Genomic DNA, 15827 nt, shown 5'->3' on the forward strand with positions numbered 1-15827 from the left:
TCGTCAGAGAGCGGCCTCCGGGTGCGCGGGGCTGAGGTGCCGCACGGCGGTGTCCGCGGCGTGCGGGGCGAGCAGGGCCCGCAGCTCGTCGGCCGCGCTCCGCAGCAGGGGGCCGTCATCGGCGGCGCGGAGGGTCTCCAGGGCGAAGACGACGCGGACGGAGTCCTCGGTGACACGGGTGCGGTGGGCGTCCCGGTGGTTCCAGTGGCGGGTCAGGACGCCCGCGGTGTCCGCGTAGACGATCTCGCCGGGCTTGGGGTTCTCGACGGTGCCGGGCTCGCCGAGCGGGGTGAACTCCTCGGCTCCGTCCGCGTGGCGTAGGTCCACGTCACCGGTGACGTGGTCGAGGTCGAAGGCGCCGGCGGGCAGGCCGTGGCGGACGGAGACGGCGTTGTACGCGTCGACGGCCGGGTTGATGCGCGGCAGGCTGCCCCGCTTGGCGAGGCGGCGGCCGAGCGCGTCGACGCTGGGGCGGACGCGGCGGGGGTTGGTGCCGAAGGAGCGGTAGGCGGTGTGCCACGCCGCGATGCGGGGGTCGTGCTCGTCGGCGGGCTGCCAGCTGCCCTCGGCGAGCCGCCGCTCCAGGGTCTCCAGGGCGGCGGCCGTCTCCGGCCAGGGTTCGCGGCCGCGCAGACCGGTGGCGGTGACCAGGGCGACGAGGGTGTCGGGGAAGTCGGCGGCCACGGCGGGGGTGAGGCGGAAGGTGGTCATGGACGGGTCCGTTCGTGCGCTGGAGCGGGGGAGTCGGGGAGTCAGGGGCCGGGGCGGGCGGGCCGGAGCCGTCCCGGGCCGGCGCGGTCCGGGCCGGCGCGGTCCGGGACGGTGGGGCCGCCGGGCCGCACCGGCTGGTGGGCGGGGCCGTCAGGTCAGGGCGAGGAGGCTGACGGCGACGGCGGCGGTCCCCAGCCCGACGAGCTGTCCGCGGTGGATGCGCTCGGCGAGCACGCCGCGGGCGAGCAGGACGGTGCCGGCCGGGTAGAGGGCGGTGATCACGGCGACGACGGCGAGGTCCCCGCCCCGGGCGGCCAGCAGGAACAGCAGGTTCGCCACCGAGTCCAGCACACCCGCGGCCGCCGACATCGCGTACGCCGGCTTCTCGGAGCCGAGCCTGCGATACATCAGCCCTGCCGCGGCCAGGGTGACCGCCGAGGAGACCGCCCGGCCCACGATCAGCGGGGCCACCCCGCTGTCGGGCGGCGACTGGTGCAGGAAGACGAGCTGCAGGGCGATCGCGCCGCCCGCGCCGAGGGCCAGCAGGAGCGCCGTACGGGAGGGGCGTGCCCCGCCGCTGCCGTGGCCGGCGCTGACCAGGACGACCGCGACCAGGGCGAGCGGCAGCCCGACCAGGCCGGCCGCGCCCAGGTGCTCGCCCTGCACCAGGCCCACGGCCACGGGCAGGACGGCGGAGACCAGCGCGGTGACGGGCGACAGTACGTTCATCGGTCCGATCGCCAGGGTCCGGTAGAGCAGCGCGAACGCGGCGGCCGACGCGACCCCGGACGCGGCGCCCCAGGCGAGGGCGCCGGAACTGAACGAAGCGCCGAGGAACGGCCACAGCAGCAGCTCGACCGCGAGGGAGGCCGGCGCGGCGATCATCACGGTCCGCAGTACGTGCGCCTTGCGGGCGCCGAGGCCGCCCAGGAAGTCGGCGCACCCGTAGGCGAGGGAACTGCCCAGGGCGAGGAGGAGAGCGATCACGGTACGTGCGTCCCTTACGATTAACGATGCAATGACCGGACCGTACAACGAACCGACCGGCGTTTGTCAACCAAACGACCGGACGGTGCATCGGATTGGTCCACTGGCGAGGAGGGTGATCGGATGGCCGACGCAGAGGAAGCGCTGCGGACGCTCGCGCACAACGTCAGGGCGGCCCGCAACCGCGCCGGCCTGTCCCTGGACGAACTCGGCCGCCGCGCCAAGGTCAGCAAGGGCGCCCTGGTCGGCCTGGAGAGGGCGCAGGGCAACCCCAACTTCGCCACGCTGGTCCGGCTGGCCGACACCCTCGGCGTCTCCGTCTCCGCGCTCCTGGAGGGCCCGGCCGAAGGCCGCGTCCGGGTCGTGGCCGCCGATGCCGTGACGCCGCTGTGGACCGGCCCGCGAGGCGGCGAGGCACGGCTCATGCTGACGACCTCGGGCCCCGCCCCGGTCGAGGTGTGGCGCTGGCGGCTGGAGCCGGGTGAGGAGTACCCCAGCCATCCGCACCAGGCCGGCGTCGTCGAGACCGTCAGCGTCACCGCCGGCCGTATGACCCTGGTCGTCGACGGCGCCGAGCATCCCGTGGAGGCCGGGCAGACCGCCACCTTCGAGGCCGATGCCCCCCACACCTACCGCGGCGCCGATGCGGGGACGTGCCACCTCGTCATGACCGTCCACCTGCCCCCGGGCCCCGCCGCGCCGGCGGCCCCCTCCAACGACCCGGACGCCATCCGGGGGAGCGGCGGCCCCCCGCACGGGTGACCCCGCTCCGGCGCGGGCGGTCCGGCCTTCGTCCCGGCTGCCCGCAGTGCAGCATTCCGCTCCTGAAGAGCGGCGGTAAGCCGTCTCCGGCCGTGAAGAAAAACTGTCATGGAGACAGTAGACAATCGTCGGGTGCAGGGTTAGTGTTCTGTCCGAGGCAAAGAGATCGAGTGACGCGGCAGAGGACGAACTGCCGCACATGTGAGTCACGCAGGAAGCGGCACGGCGGCGGAGTGACGGGGCCGGAAGGATGCAGGGTCCCGCCACTGGCCGCCGGGCCGAGCGGCCCACGGGGCCGTGAGCAGTACCGCAGTTCAGCAACACGAAGCAGAGGAAGAAGGAGGAGGCAGACGCCATCAGGATCGCCCGGGTGAGGACGCTGTACCGCCCGGGTACCGCAAGACCCCGGATTGGAAGGTGGTCCCCGGTCACGCAACTGCGATCCCCGCACGCACGGCCTCCCAGGCGGAGCTGCGGAACAAGAAGGCCGGTACGGCAGCAAGCAACCGGCAGATGGTGTTGAAATCCCTCGGGGCCCTGGTTGCCGTACGGCGACCAGGGCCCCTCGACCGCGTCCCCGCAACGAAGGTGCCGATGACCAAACCAGACCCGCTCGACCGTCTCGAAGACGACGACTACCCCGCCTACACCATGGGTCGCGCCGCCGAACTGGTCGGCACCACCCCCGCCTTCCTGCGCGCCCTCGGCGATGCCCGCCTGATCACCCCCCTGCGCTCCGAAGGCGGACACCGCCGCTACTCCCGCTACCAGCTGCGCATCGCGGCGCGCGCCCGCGAACTCGTCGACCAGGGCACGCCCATCGAGGCCGCCTGCCGGATCGTCATCCTCGAAGACCAACTCGAGGAAGCCCAGCGCATCAACGAGGAACTGCGCCGCGTCACCGCCGGCGGGCAGGCCCACCACACCACCGACGCCTGACGTCCCCGGCCTGCCGACGCATCCGGCGGCGGGCCCGGGACACCGGAACGCCCCACCACCCGGCGCGAGCCGCCACAAGGCAGACCGCACCCCCGGCCCTCCCCGCCGCGCCCCTCGCGCTCTTCCGCGTCATCCCGTCGCGCCCCCGCCCCGCCATCCGTCGGCACCGCTCCCGTCCCGTCGCGCCCCCGCCCCGCCATCCGTCGGCACCGCTCCCGTCGCGCCCCGACGGGACCGGCCGCGCGCCCCGCCACCCCACCCCACCCCTCCGCGCCACCCCGGTGGCCCCGCACCCACCCCGGAGCCGGGTGACCGCCGCCCGCGCGGACCCGGTCGCTCACGCCCCCCCGCCACCGGGCCGCACCGCGGGCGAGGAGCGCGCCGGGGGACCGCCCCGGCATCAACGGGACGTCAAGATTGCCGGAAGACGGCAATGCGCCGGGACCTGTCGCCCTGTCAACATGACCGGGCCGGAGGCACCGCACAGGCCGATGCCGCAGCCCGGAAAGCACCGTGCCACGTCGGAGACGCAAGGGGGACACACCATGGCCGAGTTCTGGCAGGCCGCCACCACGTTCCCCACGGTGCTGTCCACGGCCGCCCTCGTGGTGGTCGTCGGTTTCTGGCTGCTGGTGCTGGTGGGGGCCGCCGGGACGGACGCCTTCGACACCGACGTGAACACCGGCGCCCTCGGCCTCGGCGGGGTCCCCGTCACGGTGGCGTCCTCCCTGCTGATCCTCCTGACCTGGTTCTTCAGCCTCACCGGCTCCGTTCTCCTCACCCGCACCGGGTGGCCCGACCTCGCCGTCCACCTGCTCGACGTGGTCCTGCTGTGCGCGGCTTGGGTCGGCGCCTGGCGGCTGACCCGCGCGCTCGTCCGACCCCTGGCGAAGCTCTTCCCCGACGAACGCGGGCCGTCCCTGCACGACTTCGTCGGGTCGACCTGCACCATCCGCACCGGGCGGGTGGACGGGGCCTTCGGCCAGGCCGAGGTCGCCGCGGAGGACGGCTCCACCGCCGTCGTACAGGTCCGCCAGGACGACGGCAGTCTGCTGGCGCTCGGCAGCAGGGGGCTGCTGTACGCGTACGACGACACCGGCGGTTTCTTCTGGGTCGCGCCCTTCGACGAGGCGCTCGACCCGGGCCCCCGCGGCTGACCCGCGGCCCCTCACCTCAGCTCCCACCCTTCGATCCGGGGATCCCTCATGGACGCCATCTCCTGGGGCATCGGCGCGCTCGCAGCCGTCGTCCTGCTCATCGCCATCGCCATGCTGTTCGTCATCAGCCGGCTGTTCCGCAAGGTGGAACAGGGCAAAGCGCTCATCGTGTCGAAGATGCGCAAGGTCGACGTCACCTTCACCGGCCAGGTCGTCCTGCCGGTCCTGCACAAGGCCGAGGTCATGGACATCTCGGTGAAGACCATCGACATCAGCCGCACGGGCCGGGACGGACTGATCTGCCGCGACAACATCCGCGCCGACATCCGCATCTCGTTCTTCGTCCGCGTCAACAAGACCGTCGAGGACGTCATCAAGGTCGCCCAGGCCATCGGCACGGCCCGCGCCAGCGACCAGGCCACGCTGCAGGAACTATTCAACGCCAAGTTCTCCGAGGCGCTGAAGACGGTCGGCAAGCAGCTCGACTTCACCGACCTCTACACCAAGCGCGACGAGTTCCGCGACCGGATCATCCAGGTCATCGGCACCGACCTCAACGGCTACAGCCTGGAGGACGCGGCGATCGACTACCTGGAGCAGACGCCGCTCGCCCAGCTGGACGCCTCCAACATCCTCGACGCCCAGGGCATCCGGAAGATCACCGAGCTGACCGCCGTCGAGCACGTGCGCACCAATGAGTTCCAGCGCACGGAGGAGAAGGAGATCACCCGGCAGAATGTCGACGCCCGCGAGGCCATCCTCGAACTGGAGCGCCGCCAGGCCGACGCCGAGATCAAGCAGAAGCGCGAGATCGACACCGTACGGGCCAAGGAGGAGGCCGAGACCGCCCGCGTCGTCGAGGAGGAGCGACTTCGCGCGCAGAGCGCCTTCCTCAGGACCGAGGAGCAGCTCGGCATCCAGCGGGAGAACCAGGCCCGCGAGGTCGCCGTCGCGCAGAAGAACCGCGAGCGGGTCATCGCCGTCGAGAACGAGCGCATCGAGAAGGACCGGCTGCTGGAGGCCATCGCCCGGGACCGGGAGACGGAACTGACCCGCATCTCCGCCGAGAAGGAGGTCGAGGCCGAGCGCCGCGAGATCGCCGAGGTGATCCGCGAGCGGGTCGCGGTGGACCGCACGGTCGCCGAGCAGGAGGAGTCCATCAAGAGGCTCCGCACCGTCGAGGAGGCCGAGCGCAAGCGGCAGGCCGTGGTCATCGCCGCCGAGGCGCAGGCGCAGGAGCAGCTCGTCAAGGACATCAAGGCCGCCGAAGCCGCCGAGCAGGCCGCCGTCCACCGGGCGGCAAAGGAACTGACGCTGGCCGAGGCCCGCCACAAGGCCGCCGACATGGACGCCCGGGCAAAGGTCCGCCTCGCCGAGGGCGTCCAGGCCGAGGCCGCGGCCGAGGGACTGGCCGCCGTCCAGGTACGGGAGAAGGAAGCGGACGCCATCGAGAAGGCCGGCCTCGCGCAGGCCGGGGCGACCGAGGCCCGGCTGCGCGCCGAGGCGGTCGGCACCCGGGAGAAGGCGCTGGCCGAGGCCACCGCCATCGGCGAGAAGCTCAAGGCCGAGGCCTCGGGCCTCACCGAGAAGGCCGCCGCGATGGCCGCCCTGGACGAGGCGTCCCGCTCCCACGAGGAGTTCCGGCTCCGCCTGGAGGCGGAGAAGGACATCCGGCTCGCCGAGATCGACGTCCGGCGGCAGGTCGCCGAAGCCCAGGCCACGGTCCTCGCCACCGGACTGGAGAACGCCGACATCAACATCGTCGGCGGCGAGCCCGCCTTCTTCGACCGGATCGTCGGGGCCATGTCCCTCGGCAAGAGCGTCGACGGCTTCGTCCAGCACTCGCAGACCGCCCAGGCGCTGGCCGGGCCGTGGCTGGACGGCTCCGCCTCCTTCACGGAGGACCTGACGAAGGTCCTCGGGCCGGTGTCGACCGCCGACGTGCGGAACCTGACCGTGTCCGCCCTGCTGACGAAGCTCATGCCGGCCGGATCCGGCCGCCTGGACGAGCTGCTCGGCACGGCGCGGCGACTGGGCCTCGCCGACATGCCGGTGGCCGAACTCGCGGGTCTCGACGGCACCGCCGCCAAGAGCTGACCGACCGGCCCCATGAACCTCCGGAGCTGCCGCGCGGGGGGCGGCGGCTCCGGAGCACCACCACGCACACGAGGAGCTGGACAGTGACAGCCACGGGCACCGCCACCGCGAGCGGCCTGGACGCCGGTACGTACGAGGTGCTGCGCGACCGCCTCGCCGCGCGGGCCGGCGAGCTTGCCCGCCGCGCCGACGCGCTCAACACCGTACGCGTCGCCGCCTTCGGCGCCACCGGACTCGCCCTGACCGCCACCGGCCACCTGCGCACCGACCGCGACCTCGTGGCCCGGGACGTCGTCGCGGTCGGCGACGCCCTGCTCGTCGGATACGCGGCGCCGTCGCCCGACGACGTCTTCGCCCTCCACGACCGCGACCTCAACCCCCTGCCGCACGACGCCGTACCCGGCCTGCTCGACGACCCCGCCTTCGTCACCGAGTTCGCCGCCCTGCACCGCTACTACCGGGGCGCGCGGCTGCTGCGGCTGCGGCACGTGGACGGCCGGCTGCTGGCCGTGTTCCGCACCGGGGCGCAGGCCGCGGACATCCGGGTACTGCGCTGGTCCCTCGACCCGGCCGGCACGGTGCGGTTCCTCGACGCGCGCGGCGAGCGCGACCACGTCCTCCCCGATCCGTACGACTTCGTCTGGACCGGCACGACCCGGGATGACCACGTCCTCGGCCGGCACCCGCACATCGCCGTCGCCGGCGGCACGGCCTTCGTCTCGACGGTCGGCGGCACGCTCACCGTCAAGACCGACGACGACACGGAGACCGGCGAGGGCGTGTACGGCGAGCCGGTCGACGAGCCCCTGCAGGCGCTGGCGGACGCGGAGGTGGGCTACGCCGTCGTCGGCTCCCTGGTCCTGCTGCGGGTACGGCCCTACAAGGAGGACACCTGGCGCCACCTGGTCCTCCACCCGCTCACCGGTACCGTGACACGGCTCGACGGCATCGGCCGGTCCTGTCGACGCCTGCCCGACGACCAGGGCGTCGTCTTCCCCGGCGGGTACTGCCTGGCCAGCGGCGCCGTGAAGACCTTCGACACCGGCGCCCCCGCCACCCCCGCTACCACCGGCGCCCCCGCCACCCCCGCTACCACCGGCGCCGCCGACGCCCCCGGCATGAGCTTCGAACGGGTCGTGCGCTCGCCGAACGGCGAGGACGTCCTGTACGTCTTCCACGCCGGAGCGGAGGGCCGCACGCTCCTGCTGCCGTACAACGTCATCCGCGAGGAGGTCGCCGCGCCCATCCCGTGCCGCGGCCACGCCCTCCTCGACGACGGCACCCTCGCCACCCTGCGCGTCGAGTCCGGTGAACCCGCGCGCGCCCACCCGGTGCAGCTGTGGCGGACGCCGTTCGCGACCGGAGTCGCCCCCCAGGGCGACGGGCCGCTCGCCCGCATCGGCGACGCCGACCTGGTCCGCGCCGTCGCCGACTGCCTGGCCATCGCCCGGCAGGTCGCCGACACCACCGCCACCGGCGAGACGTACACCGCGCTGGTCGCCGCCTGCACCCGCACCGCCGACCGCCACCCCTGGCTCGGCGACGCGGACGCGGGCGACCTCCGCACGCCCCTGGAGGAGGTGCGGGCCACCGCCGAGCAGGTGCTGGGCGAGTTCGCGACCGTCCAGGCGCTCACCGCGCAGGCGGCCGGGGCCCTGGACGAGACCGCGGAGGAGCTGCGGCGGCTGGTGCGGCGGGTCCGCGGCGAGGCGCCGGCCACCGCCGAGGAGTGGATCGAGCGGATCACCGCGCTGCGCCGCGCCCAAGGCCGCCTGATGGCGCTGAAGGAGATGCGGTACGCGGACACCGCGGCCGTCGACGCGCTCGCCGAGGACGCCGGGACGCACATCGCCTCCACCGCCCAGCGCGCCGTCGCCTTCCTCCGCCGCGACGACGCCTTCGCCGGCCGGCACGCGGAGGTGGAACGGCTCACCGCCGACATCGGGGCGGTCACCACGACCGCCGGGGCCGCGGAGGTCGCCGAGCGGCTCGACGCGCAGGTCGCCGGCCTCCGGACGCTCACCGAGGTGATCGCCGGCCTGGACATCGGCGACGCGACCGTCCGCACCGCCATCCTGGAGCGGATCGCCGAGGTGCTGGGCGGGCTGAACCGCGTGCGCGCCCTCCTCACCGCCCGCCGCCGCGAACTCCTCGACGAGGAGGGTCGGGCGGCCTTCGCCGCCGAGTTCGGCCTCTTCGCCCAGTCCGTCACCGGCGCCCTGGCCGCGGCCGACACCCCGGAGACCTGTGACGCGCAACTGGCCCGCCTGCTGCTCCAGCTGGACACCCTGGAGTCGCGCTTCGCCGACCACGACGGCTTCCTCACGGAGATCGCCGACAAGCGCGCCGAGGTCCACGACGCGTTCGCCGGCCGCAAGCAGACGCTCCAGGACGCCCGTGCCCGACGCGCCGAACGCCTCGCCGCCTCCGCCTCCCGCGTCCTCGAGACGATCGCCCGCCGCGCGTCCACCCTGGACGGCCCCGACGACGTCACCACCTACTTCGCCTCCGACCCTATGGTCGAGAAGGTCCGCCGCACCGCCCGCGAACTGCGCGAGCTGGGCGACCAGGTGCGGGCCGAGGAGCTGGCCGGCCGGCTCACCGCGGCCCGCCAGGAAGCCGGACGGGCCCTGCGGGACCGCACCGAGTTGTACGCGGACGGCGGCGACACCATCCGGCTCGGCGCGCACCGCTTCGCCGTCGCCCCCCGACCGCCCGAGCTGACGCTCGTACCGCACACGGACGGCGGCCTCGCCTTCGCGCTGACCGGCACCGACTACCGCCGGCCGGTCACCGACCCCGAGTTCGCCGACACCCGCCCCTACTGGGACCAGCTCCTGCCCTCCGAGAACGCCGACGTCTACCGCGGCGAACACCTCGCCGCACGCCTCCTGGCCGAGCACGGCGCCCAGGCCCTCACCGGGGCCGACCTCCCCGACCTGGCCCGGCGGGCCGCCGAAGCCGCCTACGACGAGGGCTACGAGCGCGGCGTCCACGACCACGACGCCGCCACCGTCCTCGCCGCCCTGCTGCCGCTGTACGAGCAGGCCGGGCTGCTGCGCCACGCACCCGCCGACCGGGCCGCCGCCCAGCTCTTCTGGGCCCACCACACGACCGCCGCCGCCCGGGAGGCGTGGTCCCGTGCGGCCGTCTCCCTGGTACGGGCCAGGGAGACCTTCGGGACGGCACCCGCCCTCGAAGCGCTCCGCGCCGAACTGGCCGACGCCGGGGCACTGACCGCTCCCGCGGCCGAGTACCTCGTCGAGGAGCTGGCGGCCGGCGGATCCTTCACCACCGGCCCCGCCGCCCGCACCCTGCTCGACAAGTTCTCCCGGGCCGTGGGCTCCCCGCCGTACACCGAGGACGTGCGCGCCCTCCTCGCCGAAGGGGACGCGGCGGCGGCGCGGCGCCTGGTGGAGGGCTGGCTCTTCTCCTACGCGGCGTCCGCCGGCGAGGACGTCGACCCGGGCGACCTCGCCGAGGCGGTGGCGATCGAGGCCTGCCCGGACCTGCCCCGCCGCGCCGTGGAGTGCGTGACGACCGGCCGCGCCGAGGGACTGCTCGGCACCCACCCGCGGATCGACCGGGGCACCCTCCCCCTCCGCCTGGACGAGTTCCTGGCCAGGACGGGGGACTTCGCCCGCCGGGTGGTGCCGGGCTTCCGCGCCTACCAGCAGCGCCGGAACGCGCTGGTGACCGCCGAACGCCGACGGCTGCGCCTGGACGAGTACCGGCCGCGCGTCATGGCCTCGTTCGTCCGGGGCCGACTCGTCGACGAGGTGTACCTGCCGCTCGTCGGCGACAACCTCGCCCGGCAGATCGGCACCACGGGCGAGGGGAGGCGGGCCGACACCAGCGGGCTCCTGCTGCTCCTCTCGCCGCCCGGGTACGGCAAGACGACCCTCATCGAGTACGTCGCCGACCGCCTCGGCCTGCTCCTGGTCAAGGTCGACGGACCCGCCCTCGGCCACGACGTGACCTCCCTCGACCCGGCCGCCGCCCCGAACGCCGCGGCCCGCCGGGAGGTCGAGAAGATCCGCTTCGCGCTGGCGGCGGGCAACAACGTCCTGCTGTACCTGGACGACATCCAGCACACCTCGCCCGAACTGCTCCAGAAGTTCGTGCCGCTGTGCGACGCGACCCGCACCCTCGACGGCCACGACCTGCGCGGCAAGCGCTTCGCCGTCTGCATGGCCGGCAACCCCTACACCGAGTCCGGCCGGCGCTTCCGCGTACCCGACATGCTCGCCAACCGCGCCGACGTCTGGAACCTCGGCGACGTGCTGACCGGCAAGGAGACCGCCTTCGCCCTGAGCTTCGTCGAGAACGCGCTCACCTCCCACTCGGTCCTCGCCCCGCTCGCCGGGCGCGGGCGCGCCGACCTCGAACTGCTGCTGGACCTGGCCGCGGGCGACCCCACGGCCCGCGCCGACCGACTCGCCCACCCCTACGCGCCCGCCGAGACCGAGTCGATCCTCGCCGTACTGCGCCACCTGCTCGCCGCCCGAGAGACGGTCCTCGCGGTCAACGCCGCCTACATCGCCTCCGCGGGCCAGGACGACACCGGCCGCACCGAGCCGCCCTTCCGGCTCCAGGGCTCGTACCGCGACATGAACAAGATCACCGCACGGATCTCCCCGGCGATGAACGGCGCCGAACTGGCCGCCGTCATCGACGACCACTACACGGCCGAGGCCCAGACCCTCTCCGGCGGCGCCGAAGCCAACCTCCTCAAACTCGCCGACCTGCGCGGCACCCTCGCGGGGGAGCGGCGGGCGCGGTGGGAGGCGGTGAAGTCGGCGTACGTCCGCGCGCAGGCGCTGGGCGGGGCCGGTGACGACGCCCTCGGCCGGGCGGTGGCCGCGCTCGTCCTGCTGGTCGACCGGGTCGCGGCCGTCGAGACAGCCATCACCCGGGCCACTGACCCCCGCGCTCCGCGGGGCCGCCCGCCCGGCCGTCACGCGGCCCGACCCGACGGCGGCGACCCGACATGACCCGCCGCGCCGGGAACTCAGTGGCGGTGCCCGGCCGCCACCGTCCACCATGCACCGTATGACTGATCAACCCGAGCGATGGACCCAGGCGACCGTCCACCCCGACATGTGGGTCGACCCGGACGACGACCCCCGCGACACGGAGGAAGGCAGCCCGGACGGGGAGCCGGCGACCCTGCGGGACTTCCTGTCGGGCTACCGCATGACCCTGCGGATGAAGTGCGAGGGCCTGTCCGCCGAGCAGTTGGCCCGCCGGTCGGTTCCGCCGTCGACGATGTCGCTGCTCGGACTGGTCCGACACCTCGCCGAGGTCGAGCGGGACTGGCGCAACTGGATCAGCGACGGCGAACCCCTGCCCAAGCTGTACGGCGGGCGTGACGCCGACTTCGACGGGGCCGTCGCCGAACAGGCCGTGGTCGACGCCGCGTACGCCGACCTGGAGCGTGAGCAGGCCGCGACCGACGCCGCACTGACCGCACACCCGGACCTGGGCGAGCGCGTAGGCAAGGACGGCATCGCGATCCGGGAACTGCTCGTGCACCGGATCGAGGAGTACGCCCGTCACTGCGGCCACGCCGACCTGCTGCGCGAGTGCGTCGACGGCCGGGTGGGCCAGTGACCGCGACCGCCGCGCGCGGCCGGACGGCCGCCGGCACGGCGACGCCCGCGTCGCCGCCTGACCCGCGCCCGGGGAACGGGCGCCGCCCACACCGGTGACGGAAGGCCCGGAGACGGGAAAAAGGGCTGGGACCGGATACTGTCGGAGTCTGGCTCGGGGCGAGCAGGGCACCCTGAGCGTGGACGATATCGGCGAGATATAGGGGGCGGCCCCATGCTGACGGTTCAGCTGCGCCACAACGGAGTCACTGTCGCGCGCCTGCCCGACGTGGTGGCGTTCGACACGGTCACCGACCTCCACCCCCTGGCGCTGGCACTGCTGGAAGAGGGGGGGTGCCGCCACCTCGTGCTGGACATGTCGCACATCGAGGACTTCGACTCGTCCGGGCTGGCCATGCTGCTGAAGGTGTGGCACCGCAGCCGGGCCGGCGGCACCGCGCTCACCCTGGCCGCGCCCCCGCCGTTCGTCCAGCGGATGCTGACCATCACCCAGGCCATCACCTTCCTCGCGGTGACTCCCTCCGTACGCCAGGCGTTGGCCGGCCACACCTCGAGGACCACGGAGGACGACGACCAGGACCTCGCGGACCAGGCCTGACTCCCCGCGCGCCCGGTACGCGCCACCCGCCCGGTACGCGCCACCCGCCCGGGAGGCGGCCGCCGACCGGACGGGGCCGATGATCGCGCCGGGAAGCCGCCGGGAGCCCGTCGGGGGACACCGCGTCGCCGTCCGTGCCCGCCTCGCCCGGGGCGCCGCCCGCGGCTTGCCCACCGTGCCGCGCCTGCCGGTCCGGGGGGACCGGGCCGGCGTCCTGTCCCCTGACCGGCCCGGCGGGGTCCTGGGTCTGTCCGGAAGGTTCCGCCTGGGCCCCTCCCCCCGGGCAGACGGCGCTGCTTTCCGGACAGGACCTAGAGTGTGCGCGTGACCGAGCCGAACTCCGCACTCATCGCCGACCGGTACCGGCTGGTCGAACGCATCGGCCAGGGCGGCATGGGCCGCGTCTGGCGGGGCGTCGACCAGCAGCTCTTCGGGCGAGAGGTCGCCATCAAGGAGATCCTCTTCCCGGCGGGTCTGGACGACCGGGACCGCGCCACGCTGCTGAGCCGCTTCCTCGGCGAGGCCCGCGCGGCGGTCACTCTCAGCCACCCGGGGATCATCACCATCCACGACGTCGTGGAGCACCGCGGCGCCCCCGTGATCGTCATGGAGTTCGTCCGGGGGCAGTCGCTCGCCGCGGCCATCCGCGAACAGGGACGGTTGCCCGTGCGGCGGGTGGCGGCGATAGGCTCCGCAGTCCTCGACGCGCTCGCCGAGGCGCATGGCGCGGGGATCGTCCACCGCGACATCAAGCCCGACAACGTGCTCCTGACCAAGGACCGCGTCGTCCTCACCGACTTCGGTATCGCCCACCTCGCGGACGCCACGACCAGGCTGAGCCACAGCGGGATGGTCATCGGCACCCCGCAGTACATGCCGCCGGAGCAGTTGGAGGGCAAGCGCCCGACCCCCGCCAACGACCTGTGGGCGCTCGGCGCCACGCTGTACCACGCCGTCGAGGGGCACCCGCCGTTCGAAGCCGAGGGGCTGCACGCCCTCGCCGTGGCGGTGTTCACCCGCCCGCACCGGCCGCCGGCCCACGCCGGCCCGCTGACACCTGTACTGGACGCACTCCTCACCAAGGACCCGCAGCGACGGGCCGGGGCCGCCGAGGCCGCCGAGCTGCTGGCGTCGGCGCTGCGGTCCTCCGGGCCCCGGGGAGCGGTGGCGGGGGCGACCACCGAGCCGGCCACGCTCGAGCCCGAGCCCGAGCCCGACGCCGCACCCGGGCCCGCCCCCGCACCCGGGCCCGCCCCCGCGCCCGGATCGGACTCGGCGTCCGGGTCGGGTGAGACGCCCGGGTCGGGTGGGACGGCCGGGTCGGGTGGGGTGCCCGCCTCCGGTGGAGTGGCCGCGCCGGATCCGGTACCCGCCCCGGACGCGGAGACCGGCCGCGTGCCCGGCGCCGCGCGGCCGGAGGCGGTACCGCCGTCCGCGCCGCCGGTGCCGACGCCCACCGCCTGGGACCCCGCGTCCACGACCGGCGGCGGCCCGCGCCGTCCGGCGCCGGACCTGCCGACCGTCGGGGCCGCGCCCGTACCCGAGGCCGAGGACCTGTACTCGTTGGGCGGGAAGGACCGGCGGACCGGCGGTGCGGCGGCGTCCGACCGGCGGACCCTCACTCGGCGCGCCGCTGTCATGGGCGTCGCCGCGGCCACCCTCGCGGCCGGCTCCGTCCTGACGTGGACCCTCACCCGTGACGATCCGCACGGAGGCAGCGGCGGAAGCGGCGGGGCGGCCGGCGGTGGTCCCGCGGCGACCCCCGCCACGGTGGTGATCGGGGTGGACGCACCGCTCAGCGGCGACCTGTCCTCCTTCGGCCTCGGCATGCGGAACTCCGCCGACCTGGCGGCCAGGACCGCGAACAGGACCCGGCACGTCCCCGGCGTCACCTTCGAGATCAAGGCCCTCGACGACGAGGCCACGCCCGCCAAGGGCCGGCCGAACGCCACGGAGTTCATCGCCGACGAGAAGGTGCTGGGCGTGGTCGGCCCGCTCAACTCCGGCGTCGCCCGGACCATGGTGGAACCGCTCGCGGAGGCGAACCTGGTCAACGTCTCCCCGGCCAACACCGACCCCTTGCTCACCCTGGGACCCGACTGGGCCGCCGGCACCAAGTCCCGCCCCCACCGGACGTACTTCCGAACGATCGCCACGGACGTCGACCAGGGGCCGTTCGCCGCCCGCTACCTCCATGGCGAGGCCGGGAAGAGGAAGGTCCTGGTCGTCGACGACGGCAGCGCCTACGGCTCCGGCCTGAGCTCGGCGTTCAGGGCCGAGTTCACGAAGCTCGGCGGGAGCGTGGTCGGCACGGAACGCGTCGACCCGGCGGAGTCGGACTTCACGGACCTGGCCGCGAAGGTCCGCTCCTCCGGCGCGGACGCCGTGTACTTCGGCGGCTACTACACCCTCGCCGGCCCGCTCTCCCAGCAGCTCAAGGAGGCGGGCGTCGACATCCCCCTGATGGGCGGCGACGGGATCTACGACCAGCAGTACCTCACGGCCAACCCGAGGGCCGAGGGCGACCTCGCCACCAACATCGGCGCCCCCGCCGAAGTCCTGGCCGGGGGAGGGGCCTTCCTCACCGAGTACCGCCAGGCCGGGTACCCGGAGCCGGCCGGCTGGTACGGCCCCTACGCGTACGACGCGACCTGGGCCGTCATCGAGGCGGTGAAGTCCGTCGCGGCGGCCAACGGCGGCACCCTCCCCGAGGACGCCCGCGCGAGGATGCCGAAGGCCGTGGCGGCGCTGGAGTTCGACGGCGTCACGGGTCGCGTGGCGTTCGACCGGTACGGCGACACGGCCGACCGCCGGGTGTCGGTGTACGCGGTGAAGGGCGGCAGGTGGACGTTGGTGAAGAGCGGCCCCCGCACCCCCTGATCCACCCGGGGAAAGGGCGCCGGGTCCGCCGGGCGGGGCCGCCGGGGCCGTGCGGTGTCCCGGGCGCGCCACGGACGGGTCCGG

10 protein-coding genes are annotated in these 15827 nt (G+C 74.4%); 8 read left to right on the forward strand and 2 right to left on the reverse strand.

The window, feature by feature from the left end; genetic code table 11:
- Positions 1 to 3: 3 nt before the first annotated feature.
- Both LPA54_RS01270 and LPA54_RS01275 read right to left on the reverse strand, forming a co-directional pair.
- A complete protein-coding gene (locus LPA54_RS01270; protein WP_228973161.1) occupies positions 4 to 711 on the reverse strand; it encodes a B3/4 domain-containing protein in 708 nt (235 codons plus the stop codon).
- Between the two features lie 150 nt (positions 712 to 861).
- Complete coding sequence (locus LPA54_RS01275) at positions 862 to 1698, reverse strand: EamA family transporter (protein WP_228973162.1); 837 nt, start codon at positions 1696 to 1698, stop codon at positions 862 to 864.
- Positions 1699 to 1821: 123 nt separating this feature from the next.
- Here LPA54_RS01275 and LPA54_RS01280 point away from each other — a divergent pair, with 123 nt between their 5' ends.
- From LPA54_RS01280 to LPA54_RS01315, 8 genes are all read left to right on the forward strand, one after another.
- Positions 1822 to 2460: a helix-turn-helix domain-containing protein gene (locus LPA54_RS01280; protein WP_228973163.1), complete on the forward strand. Its 639-nt coding sequence runs from the start codon at positions 1822 to 1824 to the stop codon at positions 2458 to 2460.
- Between the two features lie 594 nt (positions 2461 to 3054).
- Positions 3055 to 3399, forward strand: a complete 345-nt coding sequence (locus LPA54_RS01285; RefSeq protein ID WP_228973164.1) for a MerR family transcriptional regulator — start codon at positions 3055 to 3057, stop codon at positions 3397 to 3399.
- 545 nt (positions 3400 to 3944) lie between these two features.
- Positions 3945 to 4556 (forward strand): hypothetical protein, encoded by a 612-nt coding sequence (locus LPA54_RS01290; RefSeq protein ID WP_228973165.1) that lies wholly within the window; start codon positions 3945 to 3947, stop codon positions 4554 to 4556.
- Positions 4557 to 4604: 48 nt separating this feature from the next.
- The gene (locus tag LPA54_RS01295; RefSeq protein WP_228973166.1) at positions 4605 to 6653 is read left to right on the forward strand and encodes a flotillin family protein; all 2049 of its coding nucleotides are present in this window, start codon (positions 4605 to 4607) and stop codon (positions 6651 to 6653) included.
- A gap of 83 nt (positions 6654 to 6736) precedes the next feature.
- Positions 6737 to 11647, forward strand: coding sequence for a DNA repair ATPase (locus LPA54_RS01300; RefSeq protein WP_228973167.1), 4911 nt, complete (start codon positions 6737 to 6739; stop codon positions 11645 to 11647).
- A 49-nt stretch (positions 11648 to 11696) separates the two neighbouring features.
- A complete protein-coding gene (locus LPA54_RS01305) occupies positions 11697 to 12266 on the forward strand; it encodes a DinB family protein (RefSeq protein WP_228973168.1) in 570 nt (189 codons plus the stop codon).
- Positions 12267 to 12479: 213 nt separating this feature from the next.
- Positions 12480 to 12863, forward strand: coding sequence for an STAS domain-containing protein (locus LPA54_RS01310; RefSeq protein ID WP_228973169.1), 384 nt, complete (start codon positions 12480 to 12482; stop codon positions 12861 to 12863).
- Positions 12864 to 13187: 324 nt separating this feature from the next.
- Positions 13188 to 15743, forward strand: a complete 2556-nt coding sequence (locus LPA54_RS01315) for a bifunctional serine/threonine-protein kinase/ABC transporter substrate-binding protein (RefSeq protein ID WP_228973170.1) — start codon at positions 13188 to 13190, stop codon at positions 15741 to 15743.
- The last annotated feature ends 84 nt before the right edge of the window (positions 15744 to 15827 follow it).

The organism is Streptomyces sp. DH12, assembly GCF_020873895.1.
Classification (GTDB): Bacteria; Actinomycetota; Actinomycetes; order Streptomycetales; family Streptomycetaceae; genus Streptomyces.